The following is a 17,637-nucleotide window of genomic DNA, read 5'->3' as shown; positions in this document are numbered from 1 at the left end:
TTCGCAATTTGTAATTCCGAAGCACTATCATAGGATTTTAAATCCGAGTTTTAGATAAAATCTGTGGTATTGCATAAATGGAATTAAAAATTCCACGATAGGGAGTTCGACATTACAAATGTCGAACAGCATAAAAATAACTCCTATAAAAACTAAATCTTAAAAACCACCTCCGTAGCTCCATAGCCAAACTTTTCTTTACGGGCGTCCATAAACGTACGCACCTGCGGATGTTTGCTAATCGTTTTATGGATATGGTCTCTTAATGTGCCATTCCCCACACCGTGGATGAACACAATGGATGGGATTTGGTGAACAATAGCAGCATCCAAAGTTTTTTGAAAAACGTCTAATTGTGCATTTAATATTTCCGTTTGAGATAAAAAATGATGGTCGTCCCTTAATCTTTCAATATGTAAATCTACTTCTTGTTGAGGCTTAGCAACTTTCGGTTTTTCTTCTTTTACACTAAAAAAGCTTTCCTTTAATTTCTGTGCATCAATTACCAAGGCGGGCTCATCTAGTCTAATTAGCCAACCATATTTATTAATCTCTGTAATTTGATTTTTAGCTCCACTAAAATCTTTAGATCTAAAACGTTTTTCTACGTGTAATGGAGCTTTAGGCTTCACATTTCGCGAAGTAAAAAACAAGGTTTGAAAAGTGAAATTGGGCCAATTGTCTAAATCGCCGAGGTTGGCGGTATAAACCTGGGCACTGCTTTTAGGCTGTATCACTCCTACAAATTCGCCTTTGTAGATGCCTGCTTTTTCTGTTTTTAAGGATAGCAGCAATTGGTAAGAAGTTCTATTCACTAAAGTAAAATGAGCTACAATCGAAGCCTTATTATCTTCGGCCACTGCCAAATACACGCCGTCTTCTATAAACTTTTCATCTGCTTGTGGTGTGGGCATGGCATTATTGGCAGTATCTGCATTGCTATGGTGCCCATGCACATACGTTAAATTGCCTTTAGCAACCGGAATTTCAAATCCATCGGTATCGGTAACGCCCACCGTTAAATCGTCTATTTCTTTGGTAATGTAACCTTCTCTTTTTTCGTCGATGAAACGAACGTAATCTCCTATTTTGAACATTTTTTATTTTTTAGTCCGAAAATCGAATGTCCGATTCGGAAGATAAAATCTCTATTATTAAACACAAAGGTACAAAAGCTTCGAAAACGACAGAGCGACTTTATCTCAACAATCGTAATTCAGTTTACCATCTAATTAAAGCACTTGCCCAAGTAAAGCCAGAGCCAAAGGCGGCTAGGCAAACCAAATCGCCGTCTTTTACTTTGCCTGCTTCCCAAGCTTCGCTTAAGGCAATTGGTACCGATGCTGCGGTGGTGTTTCCGTATTTCTGAATGTTATTAAATACCTTATCATCGCTTAAGCCCAATAATTGCTGTACATACTGGCTAATGCGTAAATTAGCTTGGTGCGGTACGAGCAAATCAATGTCTTTTGCCGTATAATTATTGGCTGCTAGGGCCTCGTTAATTACTTCTGGAAATTTAACCACGGCCTTTTTAAAAACTGCTGGCCCATCCATGTAAGGTAAAGCGGCATCACTTTCTAATAACTCTTTACTAAAAAATAAACCTCCCAACTCTTGATCTGGGAATGCAGGTTTATCTTTCAGCCATTTGTTGGCATGGGCACCAGGATAGTGCATGGCCAAAATTTCTGCATCAGCGCCATCACTATGTAAGTGGGTACTTAAAATTCCTTGTCGTGCTTTTGTTGCTCGTTGTAAAACTGCTGCACCTGCCCCATCTCCAAAAATAACCGATACGTTGCGGCTACGAGTTTCGAAATCCATAGCAAAAGAGTGCTTCTCGCTACCCACCACCAATATATTTTTGTAGATGCCCGTTTTAATGAACTGATCGGCTACCGAAAGTGCATAGACAAAGCCAGAACATTGGTTGCGAATGTCTAAAGCACCTATTTCTTTCATTTGCATTTCGCGTTGCAATAACACACCGCAACCCGGAAAATAGTAATCGGGGCTTAGTGTCGCAAAAATGATAAAGTCGATATCGTTTTTGGTAATGCCGGCTCTTTCAATGGCTATTTTGGCGGCCTCAATACCCATGGTGGTAGTGGTTTCATTATACCTGTCTGCAAAACGGCGTTCTTTAATGCCCGTGCGTTCCTGTATCCATTCATCGCTGGTTTCCATAAAACGCGATAAATCGTTATTAGTGTAGGTGTTTTTTGGTACGTAATGGCCAATACCGGCAATTTTTGAACTGTACATAGCAGGTGGGTTTGATAAACCAAAGATAGTTTAAATTTATGCTTTTCGTAGAGGGACTTCTCTAGTATATGAATACTGCCAATTGTTTAATTATCAACAAACAGAAAAGTCGTTTGGCTACAGACCAAACGACTTTCAGTGTTAAAATTTTAAGCTGTTTTAAGGGTTTTTAGCCACTTTCATGGTTTCGGAACCATCGTTGCCCATAAGTCTCAGCAAATACACTCCTGCCGGATAATTTTCTAACGATATTTCTTTCTGATTGTCTTGCTTATGGATTTGAATGGTAGAAATTGTCTTTCCATTCAAATCAACAAGTTGTAGAACCTGATAAATACTTGGCCTAAAAGAAATCGTTACTTTATTTGTTGTAGGATTAGGAAATACTTGGATATGTTTTTTAACGACACTAAAGTTTATGTATCTAAGTCCTAAATTACTTTCTTTGCCATCAGTGTCTAGTTGTATTAATTTATAGTAGTTATTGCCGTTAAGCGGCTGCTGGTCTGAAAACAGGTAATTTCCCTTTGTATTTAAGCCTTTAATTTCGCCTATCTTAATAAACTGTTGGTCATCACCACTCCTGTAAATTTCAAACTTTTTATTATTTAACTCGAAAGAAGTTTGCCACTGTAGCTTAACGGCAGTATTTGTAGCTGTTGCATTGTATGATAATAGGCTTACTGGTAGTGTGTTACAAGTGCTTAAAAACGCTTGCTCATTCACGCAAACCGCTGCATTACCGCTTATGGTTTTTGGATTAGAAGGATTTGATAGGTATGCACAAAAATTAGGTAAGTTACAAACATTCAACACTGGATTTCCTTGAATATTTAATCCAATATCTAATTTCTCTATACTACTAGCACTTATATTTTTTAAAGCCGAAATATCTTTTAATTGAGCGTTGGTAGCTACAGAAATATATCCATTTACAGCAGTTAAATTTTCTAAACCCGTTAAGCTTTCGAGTATTGTATTATTCTGAATAATTAAATTTCCTGTTAGTGATTTGATTTTCTGTAATGGTCGTAAGTCTTTTATATCTACACCATTAATTGTCATATCAGTAATGCTGTATGTTTGACAATTACTATATAGCCCTCCAAAATCATCAATTTGTTTTTGTGTTGTAAAGTTAAAACTACCAGATGGGCAAGTATTGTTATTCGCATTCTTCACAGCTGCTTCATTTAAACAATTTTGTAAATTCCCAGTAATTTCTCTTTTAAAAGTAGTTGCTGATTTAGCAAGATAATTTTTAATAGCAATGTTATTACAATAAGTGAGTAAAGAATTTCTCTTTATCTTTAAATTATTTCCACCAATTTCAACTAAATTCATTAACCCATTTATATTGGTTAAACGCAAGTTATTTTCTATTACTAAATCGCCTGTAATTTGGGTAATATTATACAATGCAGATAGATCTATAATATCGCTTGTATGCGACGCACTTAACTGACTTTGATTAAATCCATCGTAATTTTGTCCTATGTAAATGTTCTCTACAGTTATATTTGAGCACTTGCCAAAAGCCCTTTTGTAATCATCTAAATCTTGTTGGCTAAAAAAACGCAATGAAACAAAATCGGGACATGGTGTGCCACCTGCCACTGCGCAACCATTAAAAGTATTATTTAAGGATGTATTTACACTTGTTGGATAAGTGTTAGCACCAATTTTTACTGAAGATAATGTGCCTGAAATATCGTTTACGGCACCTACTTTAATTGAATAATCAACTACGTTATCTTTATATTGGTCATTAATGATATCTATTTTAAAACTATAGGGCGGGTTTACACCATTGTAAGTATAGTTTTCAGTAAAAGCACCAGAACCATAGGCACCCCCATGCAAAACAACATTATTCGAACCATCAATTAATTTAAAAAACACCCTGTCGGCCCATTTTCCAGTACGACCTTTTATTGTAATCTCGATATTACAATCTTGGGCAAATAAATTTGAAGAAAAACTTAAAAGGAAAAACAAAAAAAGCGAAGTACCTAGACTTCGTAGCAAAGAATTAAGAAACATATAGAACGGCTAACACTAAAAGGGGGCAAAGCTATAAAACTTTATCAAAAAATAGCGTAACAAAACGAGTACACTTAAGTCTTTATTTTAAATGGCAAAAAGAAGGCAAATACTATGATTTTTCAAACGTACCACCAACTCGGCAGGCTTCGGTACAACAACTGTAACTTGCTTTTTCAAATACTTTTCAGCCTCAAGCTTTTTATGTACCTTTGCCGCTCGATGAAACATTGCTTAGTTATATTATTCGATTTGAGGTTTTTATAACCCTGTCTAGGCTATTGTTATAATTCCAAAATTTGTATGCTACACCCCGAAATAGAAAAAAGAAAAACGTTTGCTATTATTAGTCACCCCGATGCTGGAAAAACCACGCTTACCGAGAAGTTTTTGCTTTTTGGTGGCGCTATTAATACCGCCGGTGCCGTAAAACGTAATAAGGCCAACCAAAGCAATACTTCCGATTTTATGGAAATTGAGCGCCAACGTGGTATTTCGGTGGCAACTTCGGTAATGGGTTTCGAGTATAGCGGCAAACGTATCAATATTTTAGATACGCCGGGCCACAAAGATTTTGCAGAAGACACTTACCGCACTTTATCGGCAGTAGATAGCGTGGTGTTGGTAGTTGATTGCGTGAAAGGGGTAGAGGAGCAAACCGAAAAATTAATGTCGGTTTGTAGAATGCGTAATACACCTGTGATTATTTTCATCAACAAGATGGACCGTGAGGGTAAGGAAGCCTTCGATTTATTAGATGAAATTGAACAGAAATTAAATATCAGCTTATGTCCGCAATCTTGGCCTATTGGACAAGGGCATACCTTTAAAGGGGTTTACAGTATTTATCATCATCAACTAAATCTTTTTCATTCTGACAAGACTAAAGTAACCGATTCGGTAGTAAAGGTTAACGATTTGAATGACGCTGCACTGCTTGATTATTTACAGGAGAAGGAAGTGGGCAATTTAAAAGACGAAACCGAATTGGTAAACGGCGTTTATGGCGATTTAGATGTTTCGCTATACAAAGAAGGTTTGTTGGCGCCCGTATTTTTCGGTTCGGCCATTAATAACTTTGGTATTAAAGAGCTTTTAGATACTTTTATTGAGATTGCCCCAAGCCCGAAACACCGTGAGGCAGAAGAGCGTGATGTATTAGTTGAAGAGAAAAACTTTAGTGGCTTTGTATTTAAAATTCATGCCAACTTAGACCCAAAACACCGCGATAGGATTGCCTTTTTACGGATATGCTCGGGTAAGTTTGAGCGTAACAAGTTTTACTACCACACCCGTCAGGATAAGAAAATGAAGTTTGCCAACCCTATGGATTTTATGGCCAACGAAAAAAGTTTGGTAGAGGAAGCCTGGCCGGGCGATGTGGTTGGCTTGTACGATAGTGGTAACTTTAAAATTGGCGATACCTTGACCGAAGGTGAAAAATTGCACTTCAAAGGAATTCCTAGTTTCTCTCCTGCCATTTTTAAAGAAGTAGAAAACATGGACCCTATGCGTACCAAGCAGTTGGAAAAAGGCATTGAGCAATTAACCGACGAAGGGGTGGCGCAACTTTTTGTAATGCAACCAGGCAACCGTAAGGTAATTGGTGCCGTGGGCGAACTACAGTTTGAGGTAATTAACTTCCGTTTAGAGCACGAATACGGTGCAAAATGTAGGTTCCGTATGCTAACTTACAGTCGTTCGCGTTGGGTAACTGCTGATGATAAGAAGAAATTGGACGAATTTGTAAAACGGAAACAACAGCACATTGGCACGGATAAAGAAGGAAATCCGGTTTATTTGGCTGATAATGATTTTATGATTGAGATGACCAAACGCGATTATCCAGATATTAATTTTCATACTACCAGCGAGTTTAAGTAAACCCTCTCTGCCGGTTGGGCATCTCTCCCTAAAAGGTGAGAGACCTCTCCTCGGGTTAGGATTATCGTAAATAAGTTTTTTAGCAGTGCAAATTTTGTGCTGCTATTTTTTTGCAGTACCGTTTAAGCTTGTTTCTCCTCTTCGGGGTTTGTAATTCCGAAACATTATCATTGGGTTTACAACCCAAATTGCAAGTCTATTTGTATTGATTACAAATCCATAGATAAGGGTGCCACGTTGCAAGATTATCGGCTAATCTCGCCATTTTAAAAATAAGCTCTCACTTGCATATTGCCCGTATGAATTGCGTTTACTTCTGGAGATTTGCGCCCTTCGTAGCTTATATTGAGCTGTATGCCATTGCCAACGGTTCGTTGCAAGCCCAAGCCCCATGTGTAGTTGTTGCCAATTTGTAAACCCGATAGCATTTCGTAACCAATGGTACTGTTACTTTCGCCAGTAAACTTATGGTTGATATAGCTCACTTTACCTGTTAATACACCTTTTTTTAGCACATTGTAGCGAGTTTCGGTGCTAAAGGTGATGTGTTGGTTTTTCTCGCCACCAAACCTACTAGCGTTATGCTGGTTGCCGTAGGTTCCAGCAAAAGTTAACCTTAAATCGGTACTGAATTGGTAGTTAAATTCTGGCAATAGCTCCAAGTAATTGATTTGATAATTGCGTTGCGCAAAAAGTTCTGAATTGTAGTTTTTATTGCCTTGATTAAGTGTGAAATTTACGGTCGTGCTCCTTACCGGCGAAGTTCTAATTCGCAAACCTCTTTCGTTACGTTTACGGCTATCAAAACCATTGCTCAAAAAGCTTTTTCCACCATCAGCCAAGTAATTAAAATCAACCCCAAACTTCGGGTTGTTACGATTGAAGAAAAGAGTATTGCGCAAAAAAGAACTTAAAGCGATGAGATTAGCGGCATCTATACCGGTATGGAAGGGATTATAGACCTCGAAACCATGGCTGGCTAAAATTTTCCGGTCTATTTTATAGGAAAGTTGGTTGGTAAATCGGCTTGCAAATTTTTGTAAACCCTTACCGCCTTTTAAAATAGCACTTGGCATTATGCTGATATTCTGATTTACGCCTGTAAAGTTAGTGCGTACATATTCGGTTCCGGCAATAAAAATACGGATGTACTTGGCTTGGTCTGGAAAGCGGGAAACCTCAAATTCGTTTAGTTCCTTAACGCCGTTGCCATTATAGTCGTTCCAAGCATAAATTCCCTGTCCGGGCAAAACTTCTAAGTAAGTAATTTCTCGTCGTGGTTCTTGTCCGTTGCCTACTTCGTAGTAAACGGAAGTACGGATGAAACCTTTCATTGCGTTGAGGTTGTAATCTAACCTGCCTACCAAACTTTCATCATTATTTACCGAGGCAAATTCATTTTCATATCCCGTTTTACGGTAGCCTGCTGTTAGGCTAAGGGTGGAGTTTGCATTTTTGGTTAAATCTACTCCTAGGTTAATGTTTTGCGAATGCGAACTGTTTAGTAATGCTGTTCCTCGGGGCAATTGGTCTTGCCTAAAGCTGTAATCAATTTTATAACGATTGCTTTGGTTAGCCTTGCGCTGTAAATACAGTTTGTAGATGTTGTAGGAGAAACTATTTCCAGTTAAGGCATTGGTTTGTTTATCGGCAGTGATGTTTTGTTGCTGCTCAAATACAAAGCCAGCTACGAGGTTAAACACTTCTCTATTGGCATCTAAAAAATGCTTAAAGAAAGCGCCATCATTTGTGGTCGCATCAGTATTGAGCAAGCTGGCATCGTATTTAAAACTATATTTTCCAGCTTTGTATAAAGCATTTACTTTGTGTAAATAACCTTGGTATTGCGCTGTTCTTGTAAATGTATTTAAGGTGTAGCCAATGTTTTGGGTGTCTTTTTTAAATAACTGTAAGCCTGCCGAAAATAGATGCTCAGTTGCTGTTGTAGTAAGCGCTTCTAGGTTAAAATCGCGGTTAAACTCTACCGTTCTGTAGCGCTCTATTGGCTTAAAAGTGCTACTTACATATTCGTAATTGGCAGTTGTATTTAGCTTGAGGCCTTTTTCATTTAATAAAATGGGATGTAAGGCTTCCAATTTCAATCCGTAGCCAGTGGTGTTGGCAGTACTTTTATCAGCAAATAGGTTTACATTATTATTGCTGATGGCAAATTCTGAACTGAAAAGGCTTTGTTTTTTTGGTTTGAAATCTGCAGCTACAGTAATTAATTGTCGCTGTTTTGGGGTAATGAGTAAGGTAATGGGTTCGTAACTACCCTGCATAACGCCGTTTAGGGGCTCCACAAATTCGTAAACCTTACCGTTTGCTGCCGATTGGCTGTTGATACGATAGTTCCCTCGCCCTTCGCCAAGGTAAGAAAAACCTACCCGAAACTTGGCCAAAGCAGGATCGATAGCATATTTGTAATATTCGATACCTCCTGCTGAAATTAGCCTTTCGTACAAAATCTCATTCTCGTTAAAAGGTACTTCGGTAACGTTGGGGTAATAGGCTTGCGAAATGTCACGACCTAATGTTGACATGAACTGCTTTTGCTCATTGTTTAAGGTTTGCAAGAAAGGTTGGTTTCTGTTGTCTTTTTCGTTGTAGTAGTTTAAGCGAAAGGCCATTTTAGCGGCTTCTACCCGTTGGTTTAAATAAGTTAACGAGCGAGAATAGTTCTTGTCAGAATATTCGAATTCTACAGAAATACGCGAATTTAAGTTGATGAGCTGCTTGGCGGTAAATGTAATTTCGGCAGTGTTATAATCGATGACATAATCGTTATCCTGACCGCGTACCAAAGCAACACCGTCAATATAAACTCGCTCGGTTCCGGCAATAACTACAATGTAAGTTTCGCCATTATTGCCGGTTAAACGGTAAGGCCCTTGGTTGCCTTCTTGCCCAACAATTTGATTGCGTGCCGAACGCCCCTTGGCTACTGCCGCAGCTACCGTAGTGCTGTATCTAATGCCATTTTCTGCTTTAAAATCATGACTGATCATTGCCCCTTGGGTACGTTTGTAGAAGTTCATGAAATAGCTATCCGGACGTTTTAGCTCGTAATCTCCGGCAGTAAGCATGGTGCTGTCTTTTTTAATTTGCACAAACACACGGTCAAATTCATTCAGTTGTTGTGTATTCCCATCTGGTTGTATGGGTAGGTTGTCATCAGATATGGCTGCTAAAATTTCAATGTCATTTCCAATCTTACCGGCCATTTGCAGCACCATATTAGAGTTTACAGACAGGTTTTGATTGTTGCCAAACATAATTCCCCTCGAAATGCTACCGCTTTTATTTAGCCCTTTCATCGAAAAAAGGGTGTTTTCTGTGGTTTGAGGCTTGTAGTTATAAAAGCCGCTGTTGTCTATCGGTAATTCTGCTATTAGTTTTACATCTTTATGGAAATAACTCTTCGAGAAAAGAATAGGAAAAACCTTGTAGTTTAAGGTAAGCGTTAAACCTTCGGCCCCCTTCCATAAAAAAGTAGCTTTGGCATAGTCTATATGGTACAAAGAGGTATCGGCTGGTAGATTTGCGGCATACCAAAGTTTTACAGATTGTGGTACAATACTTAAGCTGTCTAAGATAATTACGCTATTGGTGCTGGTAATTTTTTTTACACGCTGGTTGCTGTTAAGCTGTGCTTTTATTCCAGTGTTTACCAAAATCACTAAAAGCGATATGAGGCCAACCCTAAACATCATTATACCAATGGGAAAGTTAAATAGAAGATAGTGCCTTTGTTGGCTGTCGATGAAAAATCTACATTTCCGCCAGCGTTTTCTATAGCTTGTTTTACAAAGGCCAAGCCTAAACCAGTACCCGATGATTTGGTGGTAAAGTTTGCCCTAAAAATACTGCTTTGTAAACTAGTTTCAATTCCCTTTCCATTGTCTTCCACTTCTACAAAAGCTTGTACATCATTATTGGCTATAGTTATTTTAATGATGCCTTTCTCTCTGCCATCAGTAGCTTCTATGGCATTTTTTAGTAAGTTGTTAAAAGAGCGCAACAGTTGATCTTTATCTCCCCATACCATAATCTCTGTAGTGCTCTTATTTAAGATAGGGATTTCTACATGGCCCATTGCATTAAATACGTCTTTAGCTTGCTCAATAATTGGTATCAAAGCAATTTTTTCTAGTTTGGTATCGGGCATTTTCGCAAAGTTAGAAAACTCTGAAGCGATGGTGGCCAAGCTATCTATTTGCTCAATAAACGATTTGTTAAATGTTGCAAATTTCTTTTCAAAGTTAGGGTCTTTCTCCTTCCACGACTTTTCTAATAGCTGGACGCCTAGTTTTAAAGGGGTTAAAGGGTTCTTAATTTCGTGGGCCACCTGTTTTGCCATTTCACGCCAAGCACTTTCTCTTTCGCTACGTGCCAGCTTATTGGCACTAATTTCGAGCTCGGCAATCATTTTATTGTATTCTTTGATAAATACCCCGATTTCATCTTGTCGGTGCCACACTAAAGGTTGGTTGGTTTGGCCTAATTTTGTTTTGCGGATATTTTCTTGGATAAAGGTAAGCGGGCTGGTAATCTGGTTGGCTAAAAACACAGCCAATACCCCAATTAGCACAAAAACCAGTGCATAGATATTGATTAAGGTATTAATGAACAACCCAATTTTATCTTGATATTCTTTTTCGTTGGCATAATAGGGAATACTGATATAGGCAATGGTTTGGTTGTCGGTATTTCTTACTGGCGCATACGCTGCGGCATAGGCAAAATCACCAATTTTTTCTGTGGGGTTCACAAATTCAGATTTGTGTTGTACGGCCAATTGCATATAGGCCGTTGGGCCCATTTTACGGCCTATAATGCCAAGGTCGTAAAGGCGTGGGAGCGAGGTAAGGTATAAAGTGCCATTAATGTCGTAAAGGTTAAGGTACACCCCATTTACGTCGGCAAATTGGTTAAATGCAAACTGAGATTCGGTGTCGTTGCTAATGGTGCCAGCCATCGCAATTTCTTTCTCATAAGCCAACTGAACCTTTCTTAGCTTTTCCCTTACTTGGTCGTTCTGCTGCTCTAGGTATTGGTGTTTGATGTTAAAAAAAGTTGTCCAGCCAACAATAATTAGCGTAGCCACAACAGAAAATATAATAGAGAATTGGATACGGGTTTTGTACAGTATTTTGTTGGCGTTAATCATTAAATACCTGTTGATGTTGAAGATGCCGCCTCGACTCTCACTGATATTGATGGTTAACCAAATAATAAGGTAGGTAATTGCCCCAAAAATGATAAAAATAAGAAAGAAGAAAGAAAGGGTAGCTAAACGAGAGGTGAAGCTTACTTTTTCTTTACTTAAAATTACTAAACGATTGTTGGCAGGTTTATATACTGCATGGCTATAACCATAATCTGGGGTGTATTCGTTTACAAATGCTATTCTGTCTTTTTCGCCCTTAAAAGTGGTGTTTACCATTGGGTAGATGTATTTTCCAGATTGACTGAAAAGCTGGTTTTCCTTATAAAAGGCAAGCGAGTAGCTGCTAAGGTTTTCATCGCTTTTTAACTTACCATCTATTAATAGTTCTGGAAAAGAAGTATTGTAGTCGTAAGGTCTCGAGGTAAGTTCTATTACTATGGTGCCTAAGAGGTCTTCGCCTTCAAAAATTGGTATAATCCCAAAATAATTTTGGAAGCCGAAAGTGTCGTTAACTCTATAGAAATAATTGGTTTGTTGGGTTTTTACGGCACCAAATTTTACGAGGTTTTTATACTTGTTAATGGGTAAGCTTTCTGCATTTTTTAGCGATTGGTCTTTGCTGTTGTACTCGAACATCTTATACTCAAAGCGAGAAAGATAGCCATCGAGATAATTTTTGGAAATATAGTTGTGAAAGTTGGTAGTTTGAGTGAGCAAGGGTTGTTTAAAATAGCTTACAATTTGTGAATCGGCAGCTAGACTACGCTCCAAAAGCTCAACGGCATTCATTACTTTTGGGTCATCTTCGTACATGAGTTTTTCGGCAATGCCAACCCTTATGCTTCTTTCTTTTACGTCTTCAAACCTAATGTATTTAATTGCGCTAATGGTAGCCATGCACAAGAAAATGACCGCCATCACAGAAATAGAAAATCTATTGTCTTGTTCTTCGCCATAGGCAATCATGAAAATAAGCAGCGCATAAATCAAGTAAAATACATTGTAGTCTGTAACTAGTTCGTAAATGGTATAGCCCAATACCAAAAGCAAGAACACTATTAGTTTTTCTTTGTTGCTAATTACAAATTGCTTGGTTAATACCAATAATGTACTTATAAGTAGGTAAATGTTAAACCACACTAAACAGAGAATAAATATGCTTAGCGAGCTTATCCACCCTAAATTAATGATATTGCTAATATTGAATTCTATTTTTGAATAGTACACCAAACCAAAAAACAGATCTTCTACCAAAAAGCCAACAGCGCCAAGTATTATAGCGAACAGTACCAGCAGCAAGTAATTTAAAGGCTTTTTATTGGCAATGCTTTTGGGTAGTAAGTAATCTTTTCTATGGATATATACGAACAGAAAAATCCAGGTTAAAGCCAATACGTTAAGTAATAGGTCTCCTAACGAGGGCAGAAAATCACTTTCGGCATAAATGGTTGGGTCAAATATTTTTAAGTTAAACCGATGGTTTAGCCAAAAGAGTTTTAAATCTGATAATCGGAGTGCGATAAAGTAAATTGCCACCAACAAAGTACCTAGCAGGGGCTTGCCTTTGTGAAGCAACCACAGGCCACAAGCATTTACAAAAAGGCTAACACAAAAGGTGCCAATTAGCCATAGCCAAAGCTGTATGGAGGTGAAAATGTTGTCCGAATAACTATTGCTTAGTTTAACTGTAAAAAGGTACTCTTTATTTAGGTTGAAAATTTCGGTGGTTTGCTTATCAGCAAACGAGGCGATTTGTAGCGTGTTGTTATCGAAAATTCCTGGCCAAATTTCATTTTTCAAGTACTGATTTTCAATAGCAAATTGTGTTTTTACCGTAATCATGAAAACGAATACATAGTCGGCAACGGTCTTTTTTACCAGCTCATAATAGCCGTTGGCCAACAGCACAAAAGAGGTTCCTTCTTTTAGCCGATCTACGTTTGGCGGAAAAACTTTATAGGTGCTCCAGTATTCTAGTTGTTGGTTTTTATAAACTAACAGGTTAATGCCATTGGAACGATAAGTGGCAAGAAAATCTTCTGCTAATTTTTCGTCAACGCTAATTTTCTTCAGTTCTTCTAGTTTTGCCGGATTGGCGAGGTAATCATAAATTACGCTTTCTTTTTTCAGCAGGTTTTCCTGAAGTTCGTTGGCTTGGTTTTGTAACAGGGCTTTCTTAGTTATCGAGTTACGAAGGGACAATGCCGTAATAAAACAGCAAATGCCCAATAGCAGCATCAGTAGCCTAATTTTTAGTCCTGTACTCAAATTCAAGTTAACTTTAAGGTATAAATATACAGAAATGAGGCTTTCTTGAAAGCAAAATCTTTATTTGCAAGGTATAAACCAAGAAATTGTTTAAACAAAAACCTCGTAGGCTTTAAAAAACTACGAGGTTTTTGGTATAAAAGAAATCCCTTAGTGCTATTACTAAGCTAAGCTAGCACTGCTTGTTTGTACTTCTCTGCTTACTTTTTTTACTAAGCCCTGCAATACGTTTCCTGGCCCAACTTCTACAAATTCATTGCCGCCATCAGCAATCATGTTGGTTGCGGTTTGGGTCCACTTTACGGCGCCGGTTAATTGCGCAATTAAGTTTTCTTTAATTACTGCAGGCTCGCTAGTTGGCTGTGCGTTTACATTTTGATAAATTGGGCAAACAGGTGCCTTAATTTCTGTGGCTTCTATAGCTGCTTGCAACTCTACTTTTGCAGGTTCCATTAATGGCGAGTGGAAAGCCCCGCCAACGTTTAATTTTAGCGCTCTTTTTGCTCCTGCTGCAGTTAATTGCTCACAAGCTTTATCAATACCTTCGATACTGCCAGAAATTACCAGTTGGCCTGGACAGTTGTAGTTTGCTGGAACTACCACTTCTTCAATTTCGGCGCAAATTTGTTCTACCACCTCATCGGCCAAGCCTAAAATGGCTGCCATTGTAGAAGGCTGTAATTCGCAGGCTTTTTGCATGGCGTTAGCACGGGCAATTACCAATTTTAGGCCATCTTCAAAAGAAAGTGCATTAGCGGCAACCAAGGCAGAAAACTCTCCTAAGGAGTGTCCGGCCACCATTTCTGGTTTAAAATCGTCTCCTAACACCTTCGCTAAAATAACCGAGTGTAAGAAAATTGCAGGCTGTGTTACGTTGGTTTGCTTCAATTCTTCGTCAGTTCCGCTAAACATAATATCGCTAATACGGAAACCAATAATTTCATTCGCTTTTTCAAAAAGTTCTTTCGCCAACAGACTGCTTTCGTACAAGTCTTTGCCCATGCCTACAAATTGGGCGCCTTGCCCTGGAAAAATATATGCCTTCATACCCCTTAATCCCCTAAAGGGGAAATTAAAAATTAATATTTATTTATTCTAGTTATCTCTTGTGCATTAAAGCTCCCTTTAGGTGGTTGGGGGTTAATCCAAGCTTGCTGTAATTAACCTTAAAAACTCTGCACGGGTTTTATCATTGTTCAAAAATCCACCAGTAAATGCCGATGTGGTAGTTACCGAATTTTGTTTCTGCACGCCACGCATTGCCATGCATAAATGTTTACATTCCATTACCACGGCAACTCCCGCCGGGTTTAACGTGTTTTGGATACAATCTCTAATTTCGTTGGTTAAACGCTCTTGTACCTGTAACCTGCGGGCAAAGGCATCAACCACACGGGGAATTTTGCTTAAGCCTACAATATGTCCATTAGGGATGTAAGCGATGTGCGCTTTGCCGAAGAAAGGCAGCATGTGATGCTCGCACATCGAAAATACTTCGATGTCTTTTACCACTACCATTTGGCTGTAGTCTTCTTTAAACATGGCCGATTTTAAGATCTGCTCGGGCTTAATATCATAGCCGTGGGTTAAATATTGTAGTGCTTTAGCTACACGCTCGGGGGTTTTTAATAAGCCCTCACGTTCTGGGTTTTCGCCCAAGCGTGCTAAAATGTCTTTGTAATGAGTGGCTACGCCATTAATTTTATCTTCGTCATATCGTTCTACTTTTTGGTAGCCAAATATTTCTTCCTCATCGTGGTCGTGATTGTGTCCCATATTTAGATGCTGTTAGCCGAAATATTCGACATAGTTGTTATCAGTTTCGTATATTTTAATGCAGTGCAATTGCGCACCGCTTTCGTTAACATGTGGTTGTAAAATATCCCATATGGCAATGGCTAAATTTTCTGTCGATGCCAATTTGCCTTTCATAAAATCCACATCAAGGTTCAAGTTTCTGTGGTCAACCTTATCAATTACGTGGATGTTAATTACTTTTTTCAACCATTTCAAATCTACCAAAAAACCGGTTTCTGGATTTACTTCGCCTTTAACTGTTACGTACAATTGGTAGTTGTGTCCGTGCCAATTTGGGTTGGCACATTTGCCAAAAACTGCCGTATTTTCATCTTCAGACCAATCGGGTCTGGATAGTTTATGCGCAGCGTTAAAGCTCTCTCTACGTGTGATATAAATCATCTGCTTAAAAAATAAAGTGCAAATATACAGTATAAAGTCGATAGACGGAGGTTTGATGCCGGAAGATATTGCCATCTGGTTATTCTTTTCCTGAAAAGCGCTGTTTGTTTTTTACGATAAGTGGGAGGGTGGTAAAGATTATCAAAATCTACGAAGTGTAGGCCATAGCACAATCGTTAACTTAAAAACCAAGCATGCAAACAATAAAACAACCAGAAAATAATCGTTAATTAGCATGATGAAACTACTAATTGTAGCAGCCACCGAAGCAGAAATAGCCCAAGCCTTAACGCATTTTAGCCTTAGACGTGCAAGCTTTATCGAAACTGAAAAATTTGATGTGCTAATTACGGGTGTTGGCATGGTGGCAACGGCATTTGCACTGGGGCAAAAACTAAGCAATAAATACAATTTAGTGCTCAACGTAGGTATCGCTGGTAGTTTCGATAGAGAAATCGAGTTGGGAGCGCTCGTGAACATCAGTCAAGATGTTTTTGCAGAACTGGGTGCCGAAGCTGGTGAAAATTTCATCACTTTGCCTCAACTGGGTTTTGGCGAAAACGAATTTTCATCCTCGGCCAATGCCGCACCAACACTTAAAAAAGTTAAAGGAATTACGGTGAACAAAGTGCATGGCAACGCTCAAAGCATCACAAAAACTATTGCATTATATCGGCCACAAACCGAAAGCATGGAAGGTGCTGCTGTATTTTATGCCTGCACTAAATTAAATATTCCTGCTTTGCAGGTTCGCAGTATTTCTAACTATGTTGAACCTCGTAATAGGGAAGGTTGGCAAATAGGCTTGGCGGTTCAAAACTTGAATGAGTGGTTGATCAGTTTCATAGAAAAACTGTGAGCCAGAAATGATATTCAACTAAAAACTATCTCGTAATTTTACCACATGGAATTAACTCTTGGTTTTTCGCCCTGTCCTAATGATACGTTTATTTTCGATGCGCTTATCCACGGTAAAATAGCTACCGAAGGTTTAAGCTTTAAAGTGTTTTACGATGATGTAGAAACGCTTAACCAGAAGGCTTTAGCTGGCGAACTAGATATTACTAAGTTAAGCTTTCATGCCTTTGCCTATGTTGCGGCACAGTATGCACTGTTAAATGCTGGTAGTGCCTTAGGCTTCGGCGTTGGCCCACTTTTAATTTGCAAGAAAGAAAATGCAGAGCGTATTGAAAACCAATTGAAAACTGGGGATTGGGAACTGAAAATTGGAATTCCTGGCAAATATACTACGGCCAATTTCTTGTTGGGGGTAGCCTATCCGCAATTGACCAATAAGCAAGAAATGGTTTTTTCGGAAATTGAAGCTGCTTTACTGAATAACGCGATTGACTTGGGCTTAATCATTCACGAGAACAGGTTTACTTACGAAGCTAAAGGTTTACACAAAGTGATTGATTTAGGCGCTTATTGGGAAGAGTTTTCGGGCTGTGCTATTCCGTTGGGCGGTATTGTGGTAAACCGTAAACTACCCATTGAAATTCAGGAAAAAGTAAACAGGCTAGTAAGGAAATCGGTAGAGTTTGCCTTTGAAAACCCAAAATCGGGGCTCGAATTTATACGCCAACATGCGCAAGCAATGGATGAGGAGGTAATGTACAAACACATTGAATTGTACGTAAACAACTATTCTGTTGATTTAGGAACTGAAGGCCGAAAGGCCATTGATACACTGTTTGATATTGCCGCTAAAAAGAAAATAATTCCGCCAATTGGGCAGTCTTTGTATGTGATCTAACCTGAGTTTTGGGTCTTAATTTAGCTAAACAGACCCTGACCACGAAGTA

General features: G+C 38.6%; 11 protein-coding genes. 3 read left to right on the top strand and 8 right to left on the bottom strand.

The features are described from left to right. Positions 1 to 152 precede the first annotated feature (152 nt). The 3 genes from B3I52_RS14590 to B3I52_RS14580 all read right to left on the bottom strand — a co-directional run bounded on the left by B3I52_RS14590 (position 153) and on the right by B3I52_RS14580 (position 4,296). Entirely contained in the window at positions 153 to 1,097 is a 945-nt protein-coding gene (locus B3I52_RS14590) for a Smr/MutS family protein (protein WP_293302564.1), read from the bottom strand. A gap of 124 nt (positions 1,098 to 1,221) precedes the next feature. After that, positions 1,222 to 2,268, bottom strand: coding sequence for a 3-oxoacyl-ACP synthase III family protein (locus tag B3I52_RS14585; RefSeq protein ID WP_293302561.1), 1,047 nt, complete (start codon positions 2,266 to 2,268; stop codon positions 1,222 to 1,224). A 159-nt stretch (positions 2,269 to 2,427) separates the two neighbouring features. Beyond that, on the bottom strand, positions 2,428 to 4,296 hold the full coding sequence (locus tag B3I52_RS14580) for a T9SS type A sorting domain-containing protein (protein ID WP_293302560.1): 1,869 nt from the start codon (positions 4,294 to 4,296) through the stop codon (positions 2,428 to 2,430). Positions 4,297 to 4,614: 318 nt separating this feature from the next. On the opposite strand from B3I52_RS14580, the gene B3I52_RS14575 reads away from it, so the two are divergent. Beyond that, positions 4,615 to 6,195: a peptide chain release factor 3 gene (locus B3I52_RS14575; protein ID WP_293302557.1), complete on the top strand. Its 1,581-nt coding sequence runs from the start codon at positions 4,615 to 4,617 to the stop codon at positions 6,193 to 6,195. 266 nt (positions 6,196 to 6,461) lie between these two features. Here B3I52_RS14575 and B3I52_RS14570 read toward each other — a convergent pair whose 3' ends face one another. From B3I52_RS14570 to B3I52_RS14550, 5 genes are all read right to left on the bottom strand, one after another. Beyond that, positions 6,462 to 9,908: a hypothetical protein gene (locus B3I52_RS14570; RefSeq protein WP_293302555.1), complete on the bottom strand. Its 3,447-nt coding sequence runs from the start codon at positions 9,906 to 9,908 to the stop codon at positions 6,462 to 6,464. Further along, positions 9,908 to 13,633 (bottom strand): sensor histidine kinase, encoded by a 3,726-nt coding sequence (locus B3I52_RS14565; protein WP_293302552.1) that lies wholly within the window; start codon positions 13,631 to 13,633, stop codon positions 9,908 to 9,910. The genes B3I52_RS14570 and B3I52_RS14565 overlap by 1 nt, the downstream gene beginning before the upstream one ends. A 162-nt stretch (positions 13,634 to 13,795) precedes the next feature. Then, positions 13,796 to 14,680, bottom strand: coding sequence for an ACP S-malonyltransferase (gene fabD, locus B3I52_RS14560; RefSeq protein WP_293302550.1), 885 nt, complete (start codon positions 14,678 to 14,680; stop codon positions 13,796 to 13,798). A gap of 93 nt (positions 14,681 to 14,773) precedes the next feature. Further along, positions 14,774 to 15,409, bottom strand: a complete 636-nt coding sequence (folE, locus tag B3I52_RS14555; protein ID WP_293302547.1) for a GTP cyclohydrolase I FolE — start codon at positions 15,407 to 15,409, stop codon at positions 14,774 to 14,776. A 12-nt stretch (positions 15,410 to 15,421) separates the two neighbouring features. After that, the gene (locus B3I52_RS14550; RefSeq protein ID WP_293302628.1) at positions 15,422 to 15,832 is read right to left on the bottom strand and encodes a 6-pyruvoyl trahydropterin synthase family protein; all 411 of its coding nucleotides are present in this window, start codon (positions 15,830 to 15,832) and stop codon (positions 15,422 to 15,424) included. A gap of 235 nt (positions 15,833 to 16,067) precedes the next feature. Here B3I52_RS14550 and mqnB point away from each other — a divergent pair, with 235 nt between their 5' ends. After that, complete coding sequence (gene mqnB / locus B3I52_RS14545; RefSeq protein ID WP_349678685.1) at positions 16,068 to 16,691, top strand: futalosine hydrolase; 624 nt, start codon at positions 16,068 to 16,070, stop codon at positions 16,689 to 16,691. A gap of 45 nt (positions 16,692 to 16,736) precedes the next feature. Beyond that, the gene (locus B3I52_RS14540) at positions 16,737 to 17,588 is read left to right on the top strand and encodes a menaquinone biosynthesis family protein (protein ID WP_293302545.1); all 852 of its coding nucleotides are present in this window, start codon (positions 16,737 to 16,739) and stop codon (positions 17,586 to 17,588) included. Positions 17,589 to 17,637 lie beyond the last annotated feature (49 nt).

The organism is Pedobacter sp. UBA4863 (assembly GCF_002399615.1).
In the GTDB taxonomy this organism is placed as follows: domain Bacteria; phylum Bacteroidota; class Bacteroidia; order Sphingobacteriales; family Sphingobacteriaceae; genus Pedobacter.
Note: the sequence above shows the minus strand (reverse complement) of the source record. Positions and strands in the feature narration are given on the sequence as shown.